Raw genomic sequence first — 23,154 nt, 5'->3', positions numbered from 1 at the left:
CCTCCCCCAACTCATCTGTCCGCATTATTAAATCTAAACACCATTTTATGACCGTCAAATGTCATGCCAACTGCTTCTTCAAAATGGTTCTTTGTGTAGCTTGATACTGTTTTTCTCCAAAATTTTTGCCCTGTTATATTTTGCTCCATCGGGTTTGTAAAGAGCTCCCACTGGCCTTTGAACATCTCAAATACTTGTGTCGCGGCCTTTTGTGCAACACCTTTCCCTCTGAATGGCTGCAATAGAAAGAAATCGTTCACAAAATAATCGACCCCTTTTGCACAATGAGGAGGTGCAGCAATAAGCATAAAGCCCGCAGGAATGTCATCGACCCTTATTAGGAAAGGGTACAAACAGTCAGGCTTTTCCCACCAAATATTCTGAACATCATATTGTTCCGTTAATGTTCTACAATCGTTACTATCCTCGAAAATTCCATGACTGTTCGGCATATGCCCGTAATGTCCAGATAGATCGTGCAAATAAAGAGGATATACATTTTTTATGATATAAGATTCGTCTTGAGCAGCCAGTTTCACTTCTATTTTCATCATCTATCCCACTCTCAATCTTTAATTTCAAAAGAAGCTATATTTCAAACTTATACCAGTATGCGGCTGCAAGCAAGGTACAGTTTGATTGTAACTAATCTACACGTTTTTTCGGTGCAGCCTCCTCTAAAAACAAAAAACGGTTCAGCAAAGACTAAAATCGTCCTCACTGAACCGGAACAAATTAAATTTAGAGCTGTACGGTTGCTTTCGTTTCACTTGCTTTAATAATAGCATCTAAAATCTCTTGATTGCGGTAGCCATCCATAAATCCGGCAATGCCATCCGGAACGCTTCCCTCAAGCAATGCCGTAAAATCAGCATACTGCGTCACTTTACAACTTGCAGGAACTTCGACAACCACTCTCGCAAGTTGACCAGGAGCCTCCTCACGAATCCAAATCAACTCATTCGGATTTAGCGTTGACGCATGAAGCGTGCCTAAATCTCCATATATGGATACTTCGTGCTGATTGCCCGATCCAATCGCATTGCGAGTCGTTTGGAAGACGCCCATAATACCACCCTCCATACGAGCCTGGAAGCTTGCAAAGTCATCCACCTCGATGGTAACCATGTTGCCGCTCGCTGGATCTTGCCGCTGCGGAATAATGGTATGCAGCTGTGCCGACAGCTCTTCGAATTCCCCAATGAGAAACCGTGCCATATCGATCATATGCGAGCCCAAATCGCCAAGCGTCCCCGTGCCGGTAATGTCTTTGTTAAAACGCCAGATATAAGGGACATTATTGGGCGCTGCGCCCCATCCCTGCAAATATTGGACACTAAAGCTGCGAACCGTTCCGATTTCACCCTCGCGCACAAGCTGCCGTACGTAACGGAATGCAGGTGTATAGCGGTAGGTGAACGCCATCATTGCTGGAATCGGCTGCTGTTCATACAACTCAAGCAGTGACTCGGCTTCCTCAAACATGCGGGTAAAAGGCTTCTCCGCCATAAATGGCTTTCGTGCTTGCAGGCAAGCCCGGATAATGTCCGCATGGACGTTGTTCGGCGTAACGGACACTACGGCATCCACATCCGTATCCTCAATTAGATGGTTATAGTCCAAGTAACGCTTGCCCTCAGCAACATCAAGCTGGTCACCCACCTTGGCTAACGCTTCTTCATACACATCGCTTACCGCAATAATGTCAAAGCGGCCTTCCGCTTTCATCCACCGAATATGCTCCTGAGCCATTCCGCCCAAACCAATCAAGCCGATACGGAATTTTCTCATATTTCGGTTACCTCTCTCGAGTAAGGCTTGGATTTAATAGGCTCCAGCGGAGCTGCATTGCCATAGACAGGCTCAGCCGTTTGACTTGGCACTGCCCATCGCACGCCGTTCTCGATTACCTTCTGGATTTCTTTATTGTAATAGGTCGGATAGGTCTCATGCCCCGGACGGAAGTAAAAGACTTTCCCTTGTCCGCGGTGGTAAGTAACGCCGCTGCGGAACACTTCGCCGCCTTCAAACCAAGAAACAAACACCAGCTGGTCTGGAGTCGGAATATTAAAATGCTCACCGTACATCTCTTCCTGCTGCAGCTCGATGTATTCGCCAAGCCCAGAAGCAATTGGATGAGCCGGGTCAATGACCCAAATCCGTTCCTTTTCATCCGCCTCGCGCCATTTCAGTTGTCCTGTCGGTGTGCCAAGCAGCTTGCTGAAAATTTTCGAAGCGTGCCCTGAATGCAGAACGATAAGCCCCATTCCTTTCAGCACCCGCTGGTACACCTTGTCGACGATACTGTCCTCGACCTCATGATGCGCCAAATGCCCCCACCAAATTAATACATCCGTCTGATTTAATACCTGCTCCGTTAGTCCATGCTCCGGCTCATCGAGCGTAGCTGTTCCGACTTCAAAGCCTGCTTTCGTCAGGAAGTCTGCAATTGCGCCATGAATGCCGTTCGGATAAATGCCACCTACAACCGGATTGTTTTTCTCATGACGATTTTCATTCCATACCGTTACTCTCACCATTACGTACGAGCTCCTTTACAACAGTTACTTAACACTTGTGTAGCGTTTGTAGGCATCACTGCGAATCTCAACCAAACGTTCTAGTCCCATGCCGTTCAGCTGTTTAATATACGCGTCCCACTCTTGATCGATGTTTCCTTTTATAATCCATTTTGCACGGTTCGTTTTGACGTAGCTGTCAATATCCGTAGTAAGCGTTGGAAGCTCTTTGAATTCTTCTACGTTGTACATAACATTCGGGAATGGCGTCGTTACATATTCACTTACGAGCTTGTCGATTGCCAGCTTCAGCCCGTCGCCTGTCGTTTCATCCAAAACGATATTTTTCTCAAAGCTTGGGCTTACATATTTTGGACCAAAATCACGGACCGATTGATCCCAGTACCAAGCATCCGCGCTTGTGCCTTCTGGAGGATTCATCAGCGCATAGCTGCCATCGCCTTTTTTATCAATAACGGTACCGATTGCGCCCCAGAAATTTTGAATGCTTGCTTCATTTGTGTAGAACTGATCCGCCCAGCGCGCAGCGACTTCCGGATTTTCACTGAATGTCGTAATCAGCATTTCATTGCGTCTTAAGCTTAATCCAACAGGATCGCCGGTTTGATAACGTTTGCCATCTGGACCAGCAATGGACGGAATAGCTGCATATTCATCCTTCCACTTTCCGAAGACAGCATCCGGTATCCATTGATTCGAGAAGCCGATCATAGCTGCATCTGGATTTTGCTGTTTAGCAGAAGACATGGTATTGTCCTGGGTGAACAGCTCCTGATCGATCAACCCTTCTGAATACAATTTATGCGTCCATTTCAGCGCTTCTTTATATTCGTTCGAAGTCGGATAGAAAACGGGCTCGCCGTCCTTGAGCATCATGCTGTTACCGTTCAAATCTGTTATGCCAAATGGGTTTAGAAAATCCATGCTAATATCTACCGAGCCGCTAAAAGGAATTTCATCCGCTTTCCCGTTTTGGTTCGGGTCTTTTTCTTTGAATGCTTTGAACACATTGTACAGATCTTCAATGTTATTAGGAACTTCAAGGCCGAGACGATCGAGCCACGCTTTATTGATTACAGGCTGCATCGTCGAGAGAGGACGTGATGGCAGCCTAGCAGGCAAAGAATAAATTTTGCCGTCTGGGAATGTGCTGATTTGCTTCAGCTCTGGCGTTTCGTCCATTGCCGCTTTCAAGTTCGGCATATATTTGTCGATATAGTCATCGAGCGGGCGGAAATAGCTTAAGTTGTTGACGATATCGGAATCCGAGAAGGCGTTGTCTCCAAAAATAATATCAGGAAGCTTGCCGCTCGCCAGCATGATCGATTTTTGCTCGGCCCAATCATTGGAGGACATGACCTGCCAGTTTATTTTAACGTTCGTTGCTTTTTCAAGGTCCTGCAGCCATTTATTATTTTTGAATGTATCCCCCATATTGCCCCAGCGCACAGTCAACACATCCAGTGTGATTGGCGCCGTTACGATCGGCAGCCCTTCTGAGCTAAATTCGGAGCCTGCTTGGGCAGGTTCCTTCTCCGTTTTGCCAGAAGCGCAGCCTATAAGACTGATTAACATGCTTAAGCTTAGAACTAGTGCAATGAACAATTTTTTCTTCATTTGAAGTTCCCCCTAGTACTTATTGTGAATGGCAAATGGCTAAATTACTTCACAGCTCCAATCATCACCCCCTGATTGAAATACTTTTGAACGAATGGATACATACACATGATTGGAAGCGTCGAGACGATAATAACGGAATAGCGCATTAGGTTCGCTAGTCGCAGGGCAATAAGCGCCGCTTCGCCTGTTCCCATGCTTGACTGCATTTGGTTCGTAATTAATATGTTCCTAAGCACAAGCTGCAAGGGATACAAATCCTGATCCTTTAAGTAAATGAGTGCATTAAAATAGGAATTCCAGTAGCCAACCGCCGTCCATAAAGCCAAAACAGACAAAATGGCTTTTGACAGCGGCAGCACGATTTGCACATAATACTTCAGGTTGCCGCAGCCATCAAGCTGCGCGGCTTCCCACAAATCGCCAGGTATGCTCGACTGGAAAAACGTACGCGCCACAATGATATTAAACACGGCAACAGAGAATGGCAGTACCATAACTAGAAAAGTGTCATACAAATGAAAGTCGCGGATCGTCAAAAATGTAGGAATGAGACCGCCATTAAAAAACATCGTGAATATAAAAAATATATTGATGCTCTTGCGGCCTACAAGATCTTTTCTGGAAAGTGCATAAGCTGCCGAAACATTGATCGCCAAGCTAATGATCGTCCCTATTACGGTATACAGGAGCGTATTTCGGTAGCCGATCCATATGTTTGAATGATTCAATAATTCCTTATAGCCATCGAGCGTAAAGCCTTTTGGCAAAACCCACATTTGACCGTTAGCGACGGCGGCAGGATCACTGAATGATGCGATGACGATAAAATAAATCGGATAAACGATTAGGATCAGCATCACAATCGCAAACAAATATAACAACCATTCCATGGCGTCGAAGGAACGCCTTTTTTGTTTATGCAAAGCCGGTTGTGCTGCGGTTTCCATTGTGCTCATCCGTATCCTTCCTTTCTGTTACCACAGGCTGTTTTCGCTGTATTTTTTGGCTGCCTGATTAAMTAGAATCAGTAATATAAAGCTAATGATCGTATTAAACAGATTGATCGCCGAGGAGAAGCTGTACTGGCTGCTCAGCATCCCGATTTTATATACATAGGTAGCAATAACCTCGCTGGAGGAAATGTTCAAATTATTTTGCATCAAATAAACCTTTTCAAATCCGACACCTAGCAGTCCGCCAATTCGAAGGATCAGCAATGTGATGGCCGTTGGGAGCAGCATCGGAATATCAATGAAACGTATTCTTTGCCAGCGGCTTGCCCCATCCACCTTCGCTGCTTCATAAAGGCTTGGATCAACAGCGGATAACGCCGCAATGAAGATAATGCTGTCCCAGCCAGCGTGCTGCCAAACATCCGTCCATACATAAACGCTGGTAAACCATTCCGCTGAGCCCATCAAGTTAGGAGCCTCAGCACCAAACAAGCGAAAGATATTGCCCATTAGCCCGGTGCTCGGTGAGGATAAAATGAGGATCAGACCCACCATTACAACGGTAGAAATAAAATGCGGCATATAGGTTACCGTCTGAAATACTTGCTTAAACCGGTTCACTCGCATTTGATTGATCATCAGCGCGAGCATAATCGGTATTGGAAAAGTAGCTATGCTATAGAAGCTAATAATCAACGTGTTTTTAATTGTGCTTGAAAATTGATAGGAATTGAAAAACTTCTCAAAGTACTTGAACCCTGCCCAAGGACTGTCCATAATTCCGAGAGCGGGACTGTAATCTTTAAAAGCAATCAGCACCCCATACATCGGCTTATAAGAAAAAAGCAGAAGCAGCACAACTGCTGGCAGCAGCAAAACATACAAGCCCCAATTCTTTCTTATCCGGCCAATCGTTTGCTGCATATTCATGTTTAATTGGCTGGTCTTCAATGAAATTCCCCCATCCTTCATTCGTCTGCGTCCATGTTGTTTCGTCACACTCTCTCTTGCCTCTTTATTATAGAGGCTGCTTTGAGAACAATTCGGACTATTCTAAATGGCTATTCGGACTTTTCATCCCATTCATCTAATGGTTTGGCAGCAGAATGCTAAAAATAAAAAAAAGACTGACACTATCCAGACTTTCTTGCGTTTTTTTCGGACTTTCATGTGAAAACGGGCTAGACCCGCCTCTCATTCTACTGCGTTTGCATTATAATTGGTTTTACTAGCAGACAGAAAGCCCGAAAAGAGAGGAAGCTAATGAGACCTATGACAAAACGCAAACCCGGCAAATCCTATCCGATTAGGCACTACGTAAAAGTGATGCTCTTGATTTTAGTCTCTGTATTAGTACTGGATTGCATTATTAGTATCGTCGCTATTTCCATGGTCAAGCAGCAAACGACACGGTATTTGCAAAACACCGCGAATATGTACATTAATCAAATCAATCTTGATTTCTCCAATATTAATCAATACATGGGCTGGACGCTCGCAAACGATGAAAACGTAAAAAAGATGAAGCAATTTCGCTCCACCGATAACGAATTTATTAAAGCAAATACAGAACTGTACAGGCGTTTCTCCGAGCTCCAAAAAAATTACGAGAAAAAGTATAATTTCTTCATCTATTTAGAAGATCAAAAATACTTTTTAAATTCCTCACCAACCAATGTGTTGTACCCCGATTATTTATCGTTAAAAAAACAAATCGCATCCTATGTACAAGATAAAAATTCGCTTGAAACCTATTATTCCAACTGGTCGCTTATCCAGCTGAATGCGAAATATTTTATCATTAATATCGTGCCATTTCATGAAAGCTACCTGATTTGTCTCATTTCGGCTGATGAACTGATTGGTCCGCTTCAGCAAATGGATCTTGGCGGCAACGGGTTTGTATCCTTAATAGATCATACCGGCAATGTCATCAATAATCTGTCGAGGGATAAGGGCACTGAGGTCCGTAACAACGAGCAAAAGAAAACGCTGCTAGGCATGATCCAGACCACAACAACCGTCAGCAAACCATTTGCAAACGCAACCTTTGGCGTGAAAATGTTCATCAAGTTTGGCGCGTTTGAGAAAATTATGATTGCCCAGCTGCTCATTATGCTCCTTGCTGCTATTGTTGCTTGTGCCCTATGCGGCATCATGGTATATTTCAATATCCTGATTTTAAGACCGCTCAAAAACTTTTCATTCAGCCTGACGCAGTTTAATGAAGACAGCAAACCGCTCGATCTCAAGATGAACAAAATCGTTGAGCTGGAATATGCCAATAAACTGTTCAAAAACCTGCTGGAGCAAATTCGAATTTTCAAAATCGATATTTATGAGCATGAAATTGAAAAACAAAAGATTCAGCTCGATTATATGAAATTACAGATCAAGCCTCACTTTTTTTTGAACTGCTTAACCAACATTCACAGCATGGCTCAAATGCAAATGTTCGAGGAAATTCAAAGCATGGCCATTTCAACGTCCAACTATTTTCGTTATATTTTTCAAAATGGGGAAGATTTCGTGAAGCTGGACGATGAGATTGATCATGTTCGCATTTATTTGGAAATTCAAAAACATCGTTACAGAGATGCCTTCTCCTATCATATTCATCAAGGCCAAGACACGGGCAAGATGAGAATTCCGCCGCTTGTGCTTCAGACCTTCATCGAAAATTCAGTGAAATATGCTGTTTCGCGTGTACAGGAGGTTCAAATTAGGCTGGATGTTGATGTGGAAAGGGAATCCGAGGAAGAGGTTGCTGTTATTCGTATATCCGATACCGGCCCTGGTTTTGACACGGATATATTGGAAAGGCTTGAAAGTGGACAGCCGCTTGATCAAGCAGACGGGAATCACATCGGCATCATGAACACAGTACAACGTTTGGAGTACTTATATCACCGCAAGGCTAAAATTCATTTTTCCAATATTGATGCTGGAGGGGCTTGCGTGACGATATACCTTCCTCATCCTACGCAGGATACACCGTGAAAGGAGTAACAACAAATGAATGTACTGCTTGTAGATGACGACTATTTTGTTGTGACCGCACTAGAGAAAAAGGTCGATTGGCAGGCATTATCGATTGATCATGTCTATACTGCTTTTAATATCGCCCACGCGCAGGAGCTGCTCAAGCAGCATCCGATTCACATTTTACTTTGCGACATCGAAATGCCGCAGGGCAGCGGGCTTGAGCTGCTTGCTTGGATTCGTGAAGAGAAATACAATATTCAGACCATATTTCTGACCAATTATGCTGATTTCAACTACGCGCAAAAAGCGATTGAGCTGCAGAGCTTTGATTATTTTCTAAAACCAATTGAATTTGACAAGCTGACGCTAATTATTCAGAAAGCCATCTTCAAAGCTAACGAACAGCAGGGCGTCGCCAAGGCGGTTCAAGAAGGCTACTACTGGCAAAAAAATCAAAAAAACGTACAGGAGCATTTTTGGCGTAAGCTTGTGACGGGGAAAACAACCTATTCTACCCCCTCCAACATTTCCTATTTGATTGCAGAGCAGAATCTCCCTTACGCTTTATCAGACTTGGTACTGCCTGTCCTTATTCATGTATTTCCTCACGAGGAAAGCCTAGAAAAAAAAGACAAGGATCTATTTGATTTTGCGCTTATGAATGTGCTGCATGAGCTGTTCCAGAATAAACGTTTTACAGTCGAATCGATATTGGAGTTCAAGGAGTCCAATTGGATGGCGATACTGAAATGGAAGGACATTCCCGACAGCGGAATCATTGAAAACATTTGCGCTACCTTCATTCAAAGAGCAAGTACATTTCTCAAATGTGATGCAAGCTGCAATATAGCAAGCACCGGAAAACTGGAGGCCATCCATCACGTCATGAAGGATTTGCTTAGCATGAATGAGAAGATCATTAAATATCGAAATCAAACCTTTTTGCTGGAGCATTTCAATCAGCAAGAAACTTCTTATATACCGCCTAACTTAATGCTTTTGGAGCAGCTGCTGGAGCAAAATAATCCAAGCTCCTTCCTTGCGGAAACGAGCTCATATTTGCACAATATCACCCAAAAGCAAATGCTGAATGCTTCTGTGCTGAGTTTGTTTCGGCTGGATATCGTTCAGCTTGTTTATGCGTATCTCAAGAGCAAAGAAATTCAAGCACATAAAATGTATACGGGAAGAACCAATGACCAAATGTTTATGCAATCGTTGAACTCCATAGAGGATATGGAGAACTATCTTCAATATCTGGTGAATACGGCGACAGAGTACCGAAATTTCACGGAGCAGCCCAAGTCCGTCGTAGAAGAAATCAAGCAGCATATTCACAGCCATTGCGGAGATGAGCTGACCAGAACGAGCCTGGCGGAAACCGTCTATCTTAATCCTGATTATTTGGCTCGATTGTTTAAGAAAGAAACGGGCATTTCATTAGGGAATTATATTATTCAAGTGCGCATCAAGGCCGCCAAGCATTTGCTCGAAACCACACAGTTATCGGTTAATACAATCGCCAGCAAAACCGGATACACGAACTACTCTTATTTTACCAAGCTGTTCAAGCAGGAGATCGGCTGTACGCCTAATGAGTTTAGGAAAATGCAAAATGGTCTCAAACAGTGACACTGACGATTATTTTATAAAATCCTTCCATATTTGAATCATAACTTGAGGTCCTATTTCTTGAGGATAAAGTAATAAACAAATAAATGAAGTTAGGATTATAGTCGTTAACCATATATAGAATTTTATTTTTTTACTCAATTCAGCTTTTATTGTTACGGTTAGTACTGTTATGATAATGCCACTATTAATCAAAAAAATCATTGGGACTGCGATTATTCTTCCTAGTCCTGTAAACGGGTATAGTTTGATCAGTATATTTACTAATAATATAGAGGGGATCAAGCCTGCAATACAAAGTAAGATTCTTAAGCTGAATTTTTTCAATCTTCATTTCTCCATTCTTGAATCGAAACTCATCTTCGTGCAAAGACACGATAAGGAATAGTTTAGGAAAATGCAAAATGAAAATAGATCTAGAAAATAGACTTAAGCTTGCTCAGCACCCTTAAAAAAGCAATTTATGATCGTTTCAACAAAAAAAAATCTAAAATCTAGATCTATTTTCGCTAAATGAGTCTTACTCGCAAAAATAGATCTAGATAATAGATTTAAGTCTGATCATCTTATTCCGTTTACGTAATGTAGGGGCTGTTAATTGAAAGAAAATCCATCTTTGAGTCTACTGACTAATGATTTTCTATTTTCCTTTATCCCCCATACGAGCCCTAAAATGATTGGTGGATAGTAGATTGGATTCATCCAGCTATATGTACCATCTAATAATAAATCACCTAATAAAATCTCATCTTTCTCGTCAACCTTTAGTGACCAATTTCCACTATAAGCATGTTTCCCCTTGTTGCTTTTTATATATTTGATTGCTCTATTGAAATCGAACGTCTCAACTAAAGACCTGTCCACGTCTTCGCACATCGATGAATACTTTTCCTCTTTTTGCTTCCACGAGAAGCTTGAATCCCATACCTCAATAAGCTGGAATCCAAAGAACTGTTCCTCAATTATTTTTTTAAGTTTATCCGATACATAGATCTCGTCGAGTATATGATCACCTTCATGTAACCTCACCCTAAAAATGTCATGGCCTTCCACTACTTCTTGACGGAAAGCAAATTGTTCATACCCTATTAATCTGCCTGATCCATCTATTCTTTTTTCTAGCGACTGGTCTGGGTCAACACAATCTAAAGCGGTAAGTACATTTAGGACATAAAGCTCAGAATCTGAAATGAGGGGTAAAAACTCCACATTAATATTCGGTATTTGTAAGATTAAATCTTTGGCTCTGGCGCTAACGATGAGTGAGCCTCCAGTTCTATACATAAAATCAGAAGGTTTATTCCTATCCTCAATGGAAACACGCAGTGCCGTCCAATTACTTGCAACTGATTTGCACTCTTTAAATAGCTTCCTCATATTTGCGTAGTCATCGTAATTCTCATAACTTGCCGAGTTAAATGCCGGATGATAATCAAGCCACCATACTTTCATAACGTACACTTCCTCATTATAATTTGCACGCACGAACCCTCATCAGCTCAAACCATCCAATGGGAGCTTTATATGAGCTTTATATCATTAAAGTGGCCGATATACTCACGTTAAGAAAACCTGAATTTTCTCAAGCAGCCTACTCCATTCGATAGGCTTAGTATCAAAATCATCGCATCCCGCTTCAAAGGCCTTCTCACGATCACTTGCCATCGCATGGGCGGTCAAGGCGATAATTGGAATATGATTGGTCCCCTCAACTGCCTTCAGTTCCCTTGTAGCATCCCAGCCGTCAATGACGGGCAAGCTCATATCCATCAAGATGAGATTAGGCGACTCCGACTTTGCCATCTCTATCCCTTGCAGGCCATCGGATGCCATGACCACTTGATAACCTTTGCGAATCAAGCGGCGCGACAACATATCCCGGTTCATCTCGTTGTCTTCAACCAACAAAATTTTATACATGTTCTCCCCCCTCTGCAAGCGAGAGTGCAATCAAATGGCGTACTTCATGCAAGAGAGCCTTGCGATCCAGATGCCCCTTTTGCACGATGTTCTCTACACAGCCATTAAGCCTCCGTCGATCTTCTTCCGTTATACTTTTCGCTGTCACAACGACAACCGGGATCGCTCGCCATTCTTCGTGCTCACGCATCGCCGCAACAAACTCAAAGCCATCCATTTCCGGCATCATAAGATCTAATAATATTAAATGAGGCGCTTCCTCTTGCATGCGCTGCAGTGCGTGATGCCCATTGCCGGCCCTTGTCACGCGGTAGCCTTCCCGCTTCAGCAGCTTTGTCATCATGTCACTTGTTACCGCATCGTCTTCGATGACCAGCACAGAATGCGACTGGCGCTCAGGTATATACTTATCTAATGTAGAGATCAATCGCTCCCGATAAATCGGCTTGGTTAGAAATTCCGACGCGCCAAGCGCATAAGCCAAATGCTGCTCGTCCATCATGGAAATCATCACAACAGGAATGTGCGCAAGCTCAGAATCATTCTTGAGTGCTGCCAGTACGTTCCAACCGTCCATTCCCGGCATGAGCACATCAAGCGCAATGACTGCCGGCTTCAGCGTCTTCGCTAAGCGGACACCCTCTTGCCCGGATGGGGCGAGCTGTACGTTCCACTCCTCATTCCCCAAATAATACTGCATTAGCCGAAGCATCGCTGGATCATCGTCGATGACGAGAATCGTTCTAGCCCCTTCCATGGGAAAGCTTTCATCACTATGTATTAAGGCACTTAGTTGTTCAGAATCTGCATTCTCCAGCAGGGGAAGCCAGATAGTGAACGTAGTGCCTTCGCCTACTATGCTGCTTGCGCTGATGTTGCCTCCCATCATATAGCATAGACTTTGGCTAATCGCGAGCCCCAAGCCGGTACCGCCATATTTTTTCGTTGTCGACGAATCCGCTTGTTTAAACGCTTGGAAAATTTGGTCCATCTGCTCCGCAGTCATCCCGATGCCAGTATCTTGTACCCGGAATACAATGCCAGGCAGTCCCGCCTCACTCTCAAATTCCACTTGCAGCGTTACTGTTCCATCCTTCGTGAACTTGCTTGCGTTGCTGAGCAAATTAAATAGAATTTGACGGAGCTTTGTTATGTCGGTTTTGATCGAGCCCTCCGTGCATTCTACCTTGATCTGGTTCTTATTCACTTCCATTAGCGGATGCACAGTCGTTACAATGTCATGAATAATGCTCGGAATATCACATTGCTCCAAGTATAATTCCATTTTACCTGCTTCGATTTTGGACAAGTCGAGTATATCGTTTATGAGTGTGAGCAAATGCCTGCCGGCATTATTAATCTTGTGAAGATCTTCGGCCAGAGCAGGTTCGCCCATCTCCTCCATGTCTTCCTTCAGCATTTCGCTATAACCGATAATCGCGTTCAGAGGAGTCCGCAATTCATGGCTCATGCTCGCAAGAAATTGGCTTTTGATCTGACTGGCTTCCACTGCTTCATCGCGAGCTTTCGACAACTCAAGCGTCCGTTCTTTCACAAGCTCCTCCAGCTGATCATTTAATTGCCTCAGCTCTTGGTTAACATAATAGATCTCACGAGTTTTTTCCTCGGCAATCTTCTCGGCTGCTTGGCGAGCCTTCTTCTCCCGCTCAAGCTGCCTGCGGACTACATCTATATCATTCATGGCATGGCTCACCCCACTTGGGTTAATTCAAAACGGGCAGACGTTCCATCTGCCAAATCGATTCTTTTCACATCTATTGCTTCTCCATAATGCGCCACGCAGCCTAAAATAAGTCCTTCAGCCAAATCAGCGAACGGCCGTGAGGAGTTGTATGTCATAATCAAAGTACCCGGTATAGAAGTGTCATATTGAAACGTTGGAAGCTCCGCTCCAGGATAAAGCTTGCGCACTTCAACATGGATATAGCTGTCGACCTTTTGCAAAAACTCAAATACGGTGCTATTCTCCACCATAAAGTCAGGATGCATATCTAGCAGCTGGCCAAATAAATATTCGCCAAATGTTCGAATGAGGTCAGGCACAGGGATCTGGGTTCGAGCGTTAAGCTCCACGATCAATTTAATCATCTCATGGTGGTCATATGTGCCAACCGTTGTATAGCTTCCTCCTGAAGGCAGCTCTGCAGCTTCAATAATTTCATCTACCAACTTCAGGGAAAACTTGTTTTCTACCATTYCCAAAAAAGATGTGAACACCATTCCTTTCACAACTGAACACCCTCTCGTTCTCTCTCATCTTCACTGCTGCTTTCTATTACACGCAAAAAGGCCTCTACGACCTTAGGATCAAAATGAACTCCGCTCTGAAGCTTAATTTCAGCAATGGCTTCCTCTTGTGTCCATGCCCGTTTGTACGGTCGCTCATGCGTCAGGGCATCATAGAAGTCAGCGATCGCTACGATTCTACCGGCAAGTGGAATATCTTCTCCGCTAAGTCCATTCGGATAACCTGTCCCATTCCATTTCTCATGATGAGACAGCGCGATGCTTTTGGCTAATTGCAGAACCGGGAACTGGCTTCCCTCCAAAATGCTGGCGCCAATTTCCGTATGCAGCTTCATCTTTTCGAATTCCTCCGGCAAGAACCTTCCCGGCTTCAGCAGGATGCTGTCTGAGATTCCGATTTTTCCGATATCATGCAAAGGTGCTGCTCGTCTAATAAGAGCTGCTTCTTCTGCCGACAACCCTAAATCAGTTGCAAGTCTTCCAGCCATATCACCCACTCGCTGCGTATGCTGCCCCGTCTCATCATCACGATATTCCGCGGTACGCCCCAGTACGTTCAATATTTCATTTTTTGCCCGTTCGATTTCTTTGGTGCGTTCGCGAACCCGCTGCTCCAAATTGTAGTTTTGCTCTTGAAGCTTCAGATGGTAATATCTTGTTTTCAAAAAGTTTTGAATACGAAGGACAACTTCCATCCTATCAAAAGGTTTTGTAATAAAATCGTTGGCACCTTCATGCAGCACCCGCGTTCTGGCCTCGGGTGTCACATCCGCTGTTAAGACAAGTACTGGTAAATATTCGCCTTCTTGCTTCCATTTTCTTAAATGCTGCAGCGCCGATAATCCATCCATAACAGGCATATGTAAATCTAACAAAATAATATCGGGTTGATTGGCCCGGTATAACGTCTCTAGCTGCGTTGCATCTGTGGTCGTGAACAAATTCGTATAACCTGCTCGTGACAATATACGCTCTAGGAGACTGATATTATATTCCTGATCGTCTACAATCAGAAACTTTGCGGATTTCATCCATAGCTCATCCATAATTTATCCTCATTTGTTCTTTAATTATTAGATAATCTTTCCATACTTGCTATCATTATAGAACATCATTCGACATTAATCGAGAGAGTTCTTGCTAAGCTTTTGATTTCAAAAATAGGATAAGGAAGGGAATTTCTCATATTTTGTCGAAATGTAATCATTGCCATAATGAACCGAGTAGGAGTTGGTTAGCAAATGAATCATGCTCATGGAACATACGATATTGTATTGGTCATCTTTTCATATCTTGTAGCGGTCGTTGCCTCTTATACGGTGCTTGATTTGGTCGGACGAATAAGTACTACGCATAATAGAAAACGATGGTTATGGCTCCTATTTGGCGCTTGCGCTATGGGTATGGGCATATGGTCGATGCATTTTGTTGGAATGCTCGCCTTTTCGCTGCCCGTTCCCATTGCATATCATATGCCAACCGTTGTTCTGTCGGTTATTGTAGCTATAGTAGCGTCTTTTTTGGCCCTTCATATCGTCGGTAGAAACCAGCTTTCACTGCCTCAATTGCTGAGCGGGGGAATATTGCTGGCAAGCGGTATAGTAACGATGCATTACATCGGCATGGAAGCAATGATGATTGAGATCACCTACGATCCTATTTATTTCTCGTTATCTATTATTATTGCTGTTGTGGCCTCAGTTGCGGCCTTGTGGCTTTCATTTTATTTTCGTAAAGGCAGTGAGAACAAGCGCGGACATATGTGGAAGAAGCTGGGTAGTGGATTGTTAATGGGCGCTGCAGTCGTTGGCATGCATTATATCGGCATGATGGCTGCGCATTTTGATATAGACAATATCCATTTACACAGTGCGGAATCTGGGATGATTCTGAATCAACAATGGCTCGCTTATATCATTTCCGGAGGAACGCTATTTACATTAGGCATGTCCCTTATCGGTATCTATATTTCCAATAAATTCTCTGTTAAAGACTCTGAAATACAAGATAAGTCGGATGAGATTCTAAAAATAAACCATGAATTGCGGCAGCTCAACGAACACTTGGAGCAGATGGTTAAGGAGCGGACAGCGCAGCTCGAGCAGGCCCATGATGAAGCGATTAAAGCCAATCGAATCAAGAGCCAATTTCTTGCCAATATGAGCCATGAGCTTCGGACACCGCTGAACGCCATCATTGGCTATAGTGAGATGCTGATCGAGGAGGCAGAGGAGCTCGGTGAGCAGACGTTTGTAGAGGATTTAGGCAAAATCGGAAAAAGCGGAAGGCATCTGCTCTCCCTTATTAACGATATTTTGGACATTTCAAAAATTGAAGAAGGCAAGATGGAAATCCATGAAGAGATGTTTCAGGTTCATGATTTAATCCAAGATGTCATGACAACCATAAAACCGCTTATTGAAAGTAATGGCAACCAGCTGCAAACTCACTATGTACGGGGTGAAATGATGGCTGATGTTACAAAGCTGCGCCAAATCCTATTAAATTTGCTTAGCAATGCTAGCAAATTCACCCATAATGGAGCTATTCAGTTTAACGTCTATGAAGAAGATATGGAAGGAAAACCAGGCTTTAGCTTTCTTATCAAAGATTCCGGCATCGGCATGAGCCCTGAGCAGCTGGACAAATTATTTCAGCCGTTCACTCAAGCTGATGCTTCCACCACTCGCAAATATGGCGGTACTGGGCTTGGACTTGCCATAAGCAGCCGATTCTGTTCCGTAATGGGCGGACATATTTCGGTTGAGAGCGAGCCCGGGGTGGGAAGCATCTTCATTTGCTGGATTCCAATCTCGCGAGCCTAGAATTCGTGAAAGCTCAAATAACGGCTTTAAGTAAAATTCAAATGAAAAAAAGCGCCGGGTTCTCTTTACGAGACTTTTCCGGCGCTTCTTTTTGAATACTTTTCTCGAAATATTACATGAAACTATAAAGACACATTGGCTATTCTTTATTTCTCATTACTTTCGAATACTTTAAGAACAGCGTCTATTGCATAGCTGTTAGCAAGCGGAGACATGCCTAGACTAAACCATTCTTTGCCGCCCATCACGTATACCTGATTGTTCTTAACTGCCTTCATGTTTTTCCATAATGCGCTGTTCAACATATCTTTGTACGATTGTTGAATGACTTCATTGTTCTCGTCGTCCAGCTGTACGATAAGATGGTCAGGATTGTATTCCGGCAATTTCTCAAGCGATATAGAGAGAGACTGCTCCGTCTGAGGAAAGTTCGCAATCGGATTAAGCCCCAGCGTCTTGTGAATAAAGCTTCCGCGATCAATATTTTCACCATACAAGACAACTGATTTTGGCATAATCATCATATACATAACGGTTTCGTCACCAACAAGAGTATCAAGCTTTGCTTTGGCTGCCGCTTCCTGATCAACTAAGTCTTGAATGACTTTATTCGCGACATCCTCCTTGTTAAGTACTTTTCCAATATCCTTCAGTTCATCACGCCAGTCATCACGCTGCGGCAGCAACACCGTTGGTGCAATCTTGGTTAGCTGATCATAGTCTTTATCCGACCACCATGCTGGTGCGATAATAAGATCAGGCTCGGCTGCTAATATCATCTCAAAATCTGGTGTTTCGGCAATGCCCATTTTTTGCACATCTTTGAAGGCTTCTTGCAGGTATGAAGGGAAATCGGCATGATAATTTTGCACCGCGATCGGAGTAACCCCTAATGCTTGTAGAAATTCCGGATAAACAACAGAAAGACCAATGACCTTGCTTGGATTTGACGGAATAGTAATTTCGCCCTTCTCACTTGCTACGACACGAACATTATCCGATGGTGCTTCTGTTTCTGAGTTTTTCACCGTTCCTTTTGTTGACTCATTGTTCCCTGAACAAGCGACCATCACTACCATCAACACCATGGCCAAAACCATGAACGAACCTATTTTCAAATATTTCATTTTTCTATACTCCCCCTGAGTGCTCGATGTTCATCGTTTCTCATTTGACAATGAGAATCACTATCACTTCTAGCAGTATAAAGGAAATACGTCTATACGCCTATCGACGATCTCGCCAACATTTTATGCACGATTACGCCAAAGCTTTAACACTTCGTCCAAGATTAGCTCTTGCGTGAACGCCGTGTACTCTGTCCAAGGGTAGGGTGGAAGATAATCGATGCGATTGTTTCTAATCGGCCGCATCCTCCCCCAAAACGCTGATTGCTTGAGGTCCTGCCAGGCTGCCTGCGACTGAGCATCTTCATCCACGATAAGCAGCAATCTGTCCGCATCTGTCTGCGCAAGCTCCTCTTGTGTCAATTGTTGATTATTAAGATCCCTATTTACCTCCGTTGCAGGCATAATATGAAGATCATCATAAAACACCTCTCCAAGACTCCGATTTGCCAGTACGCTAATATTTTTTTCGGATATTCTCACAATAAGCAGACGTTCAATATACAATACGCTTTTGGTTCGCTCCCGAACTGCTGCCGCCTTTCTTTCATACCGATCCAGCCATACCTCTGCTTCTGCAGTTTTACCTAGCTTTTCTGCGATTAATCGTAAATGCATGCGCCAATCGTGTTCCCACGGCAAGAAATAAGTTGATGTTATTCCATTAAGCGTCTTCTGCATATCCAAGCTCATGAAACCTTCTAGCCCAACGATAAAGTCAGGGCTCATGCTTCTGATCTGTTCTATTTTCACATCATCGTCTTTAGCAAGGGACAACACCGAACTCGTATCATATTTCCTTCGGTAATATTCGACCCATGGATGATCCTCGGGAGCCGCATGAGGAGTAATATTAAGCGCGAGAAGATTACCGATCATATTTGCGTGGAACGCCACGATCTTTTGCCTCGCATATCTCATAAACGCCGCCGGAGGAGTGCCTGTTATTTGCWTAAATTTGCGGCGGAAATAAACCTCATCCTGATAGCCTACATAACTGGATATATCCTTGAGCTGATAATCATGGTGAGGTCTCATCAACTCTTGAGCTTGTCCAATTCGATATCTAGACAAATATTCGATAGCGCTGCAGCCATATCTTTGCTTAAACAGTCTAATAAAATGCCGAGAGCTGACTCCAGCTTCCTTCGCTAACTGCTCAATGGTAAGGTCCTCCCGATAATGCTGCTCGATGTACGTTTTAGCACGTTCCAAATCCGCTTCAGAGTTATTGTCCAGTAAGCGCTGACCATCTCGCAACAGACTATAAACCAGTTCATAAAATTCGATTTGCCCGCGCAGCCGCTGCATATCATTATCGCTTCGCATAGACTTCGCCATCGCTTCACAGAGTGCACTTATGACGATCATCGAGGATACAACAACTTCTCCAGTGATCGGAAACCTCATATTTCGGCCAAGTGGATAGTTATGTTCTTGTTTTGCGGGCAATTGAGGCTGCTCAAATACATCGAAGCGCACAATGTATAGCCCTCGCTCTCCTAAATCCTTCATAGATGCCTCAACCAGCTGGCCAGGCGTGCATACATAGGCACTCCCTGCCCGAAGCTCGTAATACCGACCATCTACAGTAATCCATCCCTTGCCTGATGCTGTGATGACCAGCATATGCGACTCAATGAATTGCATTCGGAGAGACCAATTGCCAGTGAGACTATTGTTTTTTTCGACTGCTCTAAGCTTGAACCACATGCCCTCTAGCTGCTTATAATCACTCTTTTGCTGGTCATCGTACACCGCTCATCACCTGCATCTCGTATTTATCTGCTCTCTATAGTATTGCGAAATAAATAAAGAACGCAACCCTTCTGGAAACACCAGATGCTGCGTTCATTTAATTTTACAGATATTAAAGGAAGAGCAATAGTTCAACCTTTCTAACTTTCCTTCGCTGCTTCTACTTATCCTGTGTCAAAAATTGAACAGCTTCCTTTATTTGAACTTCAATATCATGAGGCGTGTAGCCTAACCAAGTGTCCATACTAATATCGTAAATATGATTATCTTTAACGGCCGTGAGATTTTTCCACAACGAGCTTTGCTTAATTTCGTCCAAACGCTTAGTTGTATCCTCTCCCTCAAGCAAAGTCAGAAACACATAGTCAGCGTCGTAATCCGGAAGCACCTCCAATGAGATCGGAACTGCCCACAAATTCGGGTCTTTCTCTATTTCCTTCTGAACGAGAGCAGGCGGTGTGAGTCCAAGCGCTTTATAAAGCGTAAAGCCCATATTGCGAACGCCATAGACATAAAATTGTTTCGGGTCCACTCTATAAATAGCAAAAGTTTTGCCCTCGCCAATTTTACCGATAATTTCATCTTTTGCTGTTTTCATTTTCTCATTGAAATCCGTTTTCCATGCTGCTGCTTCCTGCTTACGATTCAGAATATCTCCTATAACCTCAACGTGTCCGAATACATCATAATCCATCCATGGAACAACAACCGTTGGAGCTATTTTTGTAAGCTTGTCATAAACGTCTTTCTCAATGTCACCAGCAATAATCAAGTCAGGCTGCAATGACACGACTTTCTCGTAGTTTATTTGATCTGCGCTTCCAACGTCTTCAATACCTTTAAAGTCCGCATCCGTTGTTTCAAGCAAATGGCTTGAAGCTCCGATTGGTTTAAGTCCTACCTTAAGCATATGACTGGCATATTGGAGTGTAACGACTTTTTCCGGGTTGACCGGGATCTTCGTTTCTCCAAAGAAATGTTTATAAACCCGCGTTTCGGTCGTACTTTCATTAGATGCCTTCTCATTCTGTGAAGCCGCGTCGTTCTGCTCAAGGTTTGACGTTGCTTGTGGATTCGTTTCTGCCTTCCCGCATGCCGCTAATGCTAATACAAATAAAAGCATACTCATGCATATGAATACGTATTTCTTCAAGATGATATCCCCCAGTAATGTGTAGTATATTTTCGGACGCAGCTAAGCTTACTTTTCCCCAGTAATGCTAGGCGAAAAGTTCTCACCCGCCTCTTTTATTGATAAAGATTATCATTATTAATTAGAAGCGTCAATGAAATATATTGGGTATATTTTCTCGCAGTTTTATAACCCTATTAACATTTGAGACTCTCTTCCTTTTATGTATACACATGGTCATCTGTACGATATATTGTGGAGAATATTAAATGTCCCGATTGACTGTTATCAAGTGTTATATAGATTAGAAAGCACCACTCGCGAAGGGAGGAGATTTCATCGAAGACCAGACCATTGAGCAATTCATCGTACGGGTGCAAAAAGGCGAATCGAGTTACTATGTCGAGGTCGTACAAAAGTATCAGCAGACCATCTACCGCTACTGCTTGCGGTTACTTGGAAATCAGCAGGATGCTGAAGATGCAGCCCAAGATATTTTTATAAAAGCTTTCGAGTCTATTATGCAATATAAGAACACGGTCAGCTTCTCTTCATGGTTGTACAAAATTGCCTACCATCATTGTTTAAACCTATTGCGTAGGCGAAAATACCAGCTTCGTCTGCTGCTTCGATTGTTTACTCCGGAAGTGAAAGCAGAGAGTCCAGAACAAACGATAGTCAACCGATTATTCAGCCCGCAATTAATGTATGCACTGACTGCGTTATCTCCAGAGGATCGATCTATGCTCATTCTTCGCATTTTTGAAGAACGAACTTTCGAGGAGCTTGGTGAGATTATGGGATGCAAACCGGAGGCTGCCAAAAAAAGAGTAAGCAGAATGAAAGAAAAGGTTAGAAAAAAAATGGCGGAATGGCAGGAGGAGCTAAAATGGGACGAGAACAATCAGACGATCAATATAAAGACTTAAGGCAGCATTCCATACCTGATCCTCAGATCAATACTATTAATTTATCAGATGCTGTAATGAACCATATTTCTGCTTCGCAATCAGGCATAAAGGTCCGAAGCTACAACCCAGCAAAGCGATTTCCGATCTACGCCACGATTCTATTCATTGTGCTTCTAACATCTGCCTCCGTATATGCTGCAAGTGAGCTGATTCAAATTCGTGATCGTGCGGGAGATGTCAAAATTAAATCCATTGTGCTAGAGTCAGAATCGAAAATCGTACCTTATACGCATCAAAATGATTCTCCGCTTCCAACTTATAGAGATCGCGTACTAGAATTAGTTAAACCAGGTCAAATGCTGGCCTACTTCGTTAGAAATGATCGTTCGTCTCTAGCTATACAGTACCTCCACAACACAAATACGAACACTTCTTACAACGATTTTAAGGAGCTTCTCGATCGCACTTCCGCTCCTGTCATTAAGGAGCCAGTTAGCTTGCCAGATGGCTTCACGTTCAAGTACGGCAGCGTTATGCCGCTCACTCCGAATGAACATGACGCTTCCCTGGCTGAAGAATACGCTAGATTGCTTGCGTTGTTCAAACAAAGGGCTGCTGCGGAGCCGGATCAGGATTTATTCGTCGAAGAGGTAAACTGGACAAAAGCAAATATATCGGAGCTCGAATACACGAAAAACGACATGAGCATTCGAATCCAAGCCATGAAAGACATGATTGGCATGGAGGTTGCTCTTTCCGCGGAATATACACAAGAAACAGTCGCTATAAACGGCATAGAAACTATTTTTGCAAGCGGCAGTATACACGGCTTTCAAAGCTATCAAGCGATATGGTATGACGAAGCGCAAAAAACACATTATCAGGTGACAGCATCAGGCAATGTAGACCTGACAGAAGAGCAATTTAAGCTCGTCGTAAAAGGCTTGATCTAGGGCTAGAGACAGGGTCAAATAAAACAAGTTTAATAGCCGTTCACCCTCCAGTATTCACTGGATGGCGAGCGGCTTTTTTTTCTATTCATTCCACTGAATCGTATGTTTAGATCTTGTATAGAAGCATAGTGTAAAATAACCATTGTTGTATGTATATTGCCATTTAAACTGGTCTTTTTGAGCTAAGTTCTATTAAATACTTCATTTTTTGGCGCTATGCACAAATTGGTAGTATATGCGAGCTGCGTCCGGAGCATTTTGCATACTGTTGAAATGGCTGTTTAGTCCCATTCCACATGTTGGAACATGTCGGATAAAATAGAATCAAGTTGAGAATAAAGGGGAAAACGTGCTTGAATCAGAAAATTACACGCAGCAATAACCGTCAAAAAGGCAGCTTTGTATCTTTGAAAAAAACGACTCTCATCATCTACTTGGCAATCATCATTATTCTCATTGGAGTCTGCGGAGTTCTGTACGGCAAATATTTGAGTGTGGTTGATTTCAACCTGCAATCCGCTGTTGCTAAT

At 43.2% G+C, this 23,154-nt stretch carries 19 protein-coding genes; 5 read left to right on the top strand and 14 right to left on the bottom strand.

All coding sequences use genetic code 11. From position 1 onward, the window contains the following. Window positions 1-11 precede the first annotated feature (11 nt). From AC1DSE_RS08085 to AC1DSE_RS08060, 6 genes are all read right to left on the bottom strand, one after another. The gene (locus AC1DSE_RS08085) at window positions 12-554 is read right to left on the bottom strand and encodes a GNAT family N-acetyltransferase (RefSeq protein ID WP_477510213.1); all 543 of its coding nucleotides are present in this window, start codon (window positions 552-554) and stop codon (window positions 12-14) included. 187 nt (window positions 555-741) lie between these two features. Beyond that, complete coding sequence (locus tag AC1DSE_RS08080) at window positions 742-1,791, bottom strand: Gfo/Idh/MocA family protein (RefSeq protein WP_477510212.1); 1,050 nt, start codon at window positions 1,789-1,791, stop codon at window positions 742-744. Next, entirely contained in the window at window positions 1,788-2,540 is a 753-nt protein-coding gene (locus tag AC1DSE_RS08075) for a ThuA domain-containing protein (protein ID WP_441878773.1), read from the bottom strand. The genes AC1DSE_RS08080 and AC1DSE_RS08075 overlap by 4 nt, the downstream gene beginning before the upstream one ends. A 24-nt stretch (window positions 2,541-2,564) precedes the next feature. Continuing rightward, window positions 2,565-4,157, bottom strand: coding sequence for an extracellular solute-binding protein (locus AC1DSE_RS08070; protein ID WP_477510211.1), 1,593 nt, complete (start codon window positions 4,155-4,157; stop codon window positions 2,565-2,567). Between the two features lie 44 nt (window positions 4,158-4,201). Next, entirely contained in the window at window positions 4,202-5,107 is a 906-nt protein-coding gene (locus tag AC1DSE_RS08065; RefSeq protein ID WP_430056181.1) for a carbohydrate ABC transporter permease, read from the bottom strand. Between the two features lie 27 nt (window positions 5,108-5,134). After that, window positions 5,135-6,043 carry an ABC transporter permease gene (locus AC1DSE_RS08060; protein WP_477527570.1) on the bottom strand — a complete coding sequence of 303 codons (909 nt, stop codon included), beginning with the start codon at window positions 6,041-6,043 and terminating at the stop codon, window positions 5,135-5,137. A gap of 333 nt (window positions 6,044-6,376) precedes the next feature. Between AC1DSE_RS08060 and AC1DSE_RS08055 the strand changes: the two genes are divergently transcribed. Beyond that, complete coding sequence (locus tag AC1DSE_RS08055) at window positions 6,377-8,113, top strand: sensor histidine kinase (protein WP_477527566.1); 1,737 nt, start codon at window positions 6,377-6,379, stop codon at window positions 8,111-8,113. Between the two features lie 15 nt (window positions 8,114-8,128). Continuing rightward, the gene (locus AC1DSE_RS08050) at window positions 8,129-9,730 is read left to right on the top strand and encodes a response regulator transcription factor (protein ID WP_477510209.1); all 1,602 of its coding nucleotides are present in this window, start codon (window positions 8,129-8,131) and stop codon (window positions 9,728-9,730) included. Between the two features lie 594 nt (window positions 9,731-10,324). On the opposite strand, the gene AC1DSE_RS08045 is transcribed toward AC1DSE_RS08050, so the two are convergent. The 5 genes from AC1DSE_RS08045 to AC1DSE_RS08025 all read right to left on the bottom strand — a co-directional run bounded on the left by AC1DSE_RS08045 (window position 10,325) and on the right by AC1DSE_RS08025 (window position 14,964). Beyond that, window positions 10,325-11,182 (bottom strand): imm11 family protein, encoded by an 858-nt coding sequence (locus tag AC1DSE_RS08045; RefSeq protein WP_441878781.1) that lies wholly within the window; start codon window positions 11,180-11,182, stop codon window positions 10,325-10,327. Between the two features lie 105 nt (window positions 11,183-11,287). Beyond that, window positions 11,288-11,650, bottom strand: a complete 363-nt coding sequence (locus AC1DSE_RS08040; protein ID WP_441878783.1) for a response regulator — start codon at window positions 11,648-11,650, stop codon at window positions 11,288-11,290. Beyond that, on the bottom strand, window positions 11,643-13,352 hold the full coding sequence (locus AC1DSE_RS08035; protein ID WP_477510207.1) for a response regulator: 1,710 nt from the start codon (window positions 13,350-13,352) through the stop codon (window positions 11,643-11,645). Before AC1DSE_RS08035 ends, AC1DSE_RS08040 begins: the two co-directional genes overlap by 8 nt. A gap of 8 nt (window positions 13,353-13,360) precedes the next feature. Then, window positions 13,361-13,891 (bottom strand): heme NO-binding domain-containing protein, encoded by a 531-nt coding sequence (locus tag AC1DSE_RS08030; protein ID WP_477527569.1) that lies wholly within the window; start codon window positions 13,889-13,891, stop codon window positions 13,361-13,363. 5 nt (window positions 13,892-13,896) lie between these two features. Beyond that, window positions 13,897-14,964 carry an HD-GYP domain-containing protein gene (locus AC1DSE_RS08025; RefSeq protein WP_441878787.1) on the bottom strand — a complete coding sequence of 356 codons (1,068 nt, stop codon included), beginning with the start codon at window positions 14,962-14,964 and terminating at the stop codon, window positions 13,897-13,899. A gap of 195 nt (window positions 14,965-15,159) precedes the next feature. On the opposite strand from AC1DSE_RS08025, the gene AC1DSE_RS08020 reads away from it, so the two are divergent. After that, entirely contained in the window at window positions 15,160-16,743 is a 1,584-nt protein-coding gene (locus tag AC1DSE_RS08020; RefSeq protein ID WP_441878789.1) for a sensor histidine kinase, read from the top strand. 146 nt (window positions 16,744-16,889) lie between these two features. Here the strand turns inward: AC1DSE_RS08020 and AC1DSE_RS08015 are convergent, their stop codons facing one another. The 3 genes from AC1DSE_RS08015 to AC1DSE_RS08005 form a co-directional block, all read right to left on the bottom strand. Next, entirely contained in the window at window positions 16,890-17,870 is a 981-nt protein-coding gene (locus AC1DSE_RS08015) for an ABC transporter substrate-binding protein (protein WP_441878791.1), read from the bottom strand. Window positions 17,871-17,993: 123 nt separating this feature from the next. Beyond that, window positions 17,994-19,628, bottom strand: a complete 1,635-nt coding sequence (locus tag AC1DSE_RS08010) for a helix-turn-helix domain-containing protein (RefSeq protein ID WP_477527565.1) — start codon at window positions 19,626-19,628, stop codon at window positions 17,994-17,996. 160 nt (window positions 19,629-19,788) lie between these two features. Then, the gene (locus AC1DSE_RS08005; protein ID WP_441878795.1) at window positions 19,789-20,781 is read right to left on the bottom strand and encodes an ABC transporter substrate-binding protein; all 993 of its coding nucleotides are present in this window, start codon (window positions 20,779-20,781) and stop codon (window positions 19,789-19,791) included. A gap of 353 nt (window positions 20,782-21,134) precedes the next feature. On the opposite strand from AC1DSE_RS08005, the gene AC1DSE_RS08000 reads away from it, so the two are divergent. Both AC1DSE_RS08000 and AC1DSE_RS07995 read left to right on the top strand, forming a co-directional pair. After that, window positions 21,135-21,689, top strand: a complete 555-nt coding sequence (locus tag AC1DSE_RS08000) for an RNA polymerase sigma factor (protein WP_441878797.1) — start codon at window positions 21,135-21,137, stop codon at window positions 21,687-21,689. Further along, window positions 21,650-22,624 carry a hypothetical protein gene (locus tag AC1DSE_RS07995; RefSeq protein WP_441878799.1) on the top strand — a complete coding sequence of 325 codons (975 nt, stop codon included), beginning with the start codon at window positions 21,650-21,652 and terminating at the stop codon, window positions 22,622-22,624. Before AC1DSE_RS08000 ends, AC1DSE_RS07995 begins: the two co-directional genes overlap by 40 nt. Window positions 22,625-23,154 lie beyond the last annotated feature (530 nt).

The sequence above is a fragment of the Paenibacillus sp. 01L418 genome (assembly GCF_056400045.1).
The sequence above is the reverse complement of the archived record's forward strand: the minus strand, read 5'-3'. Positions and strand labels throughout refer to the sequence as shown.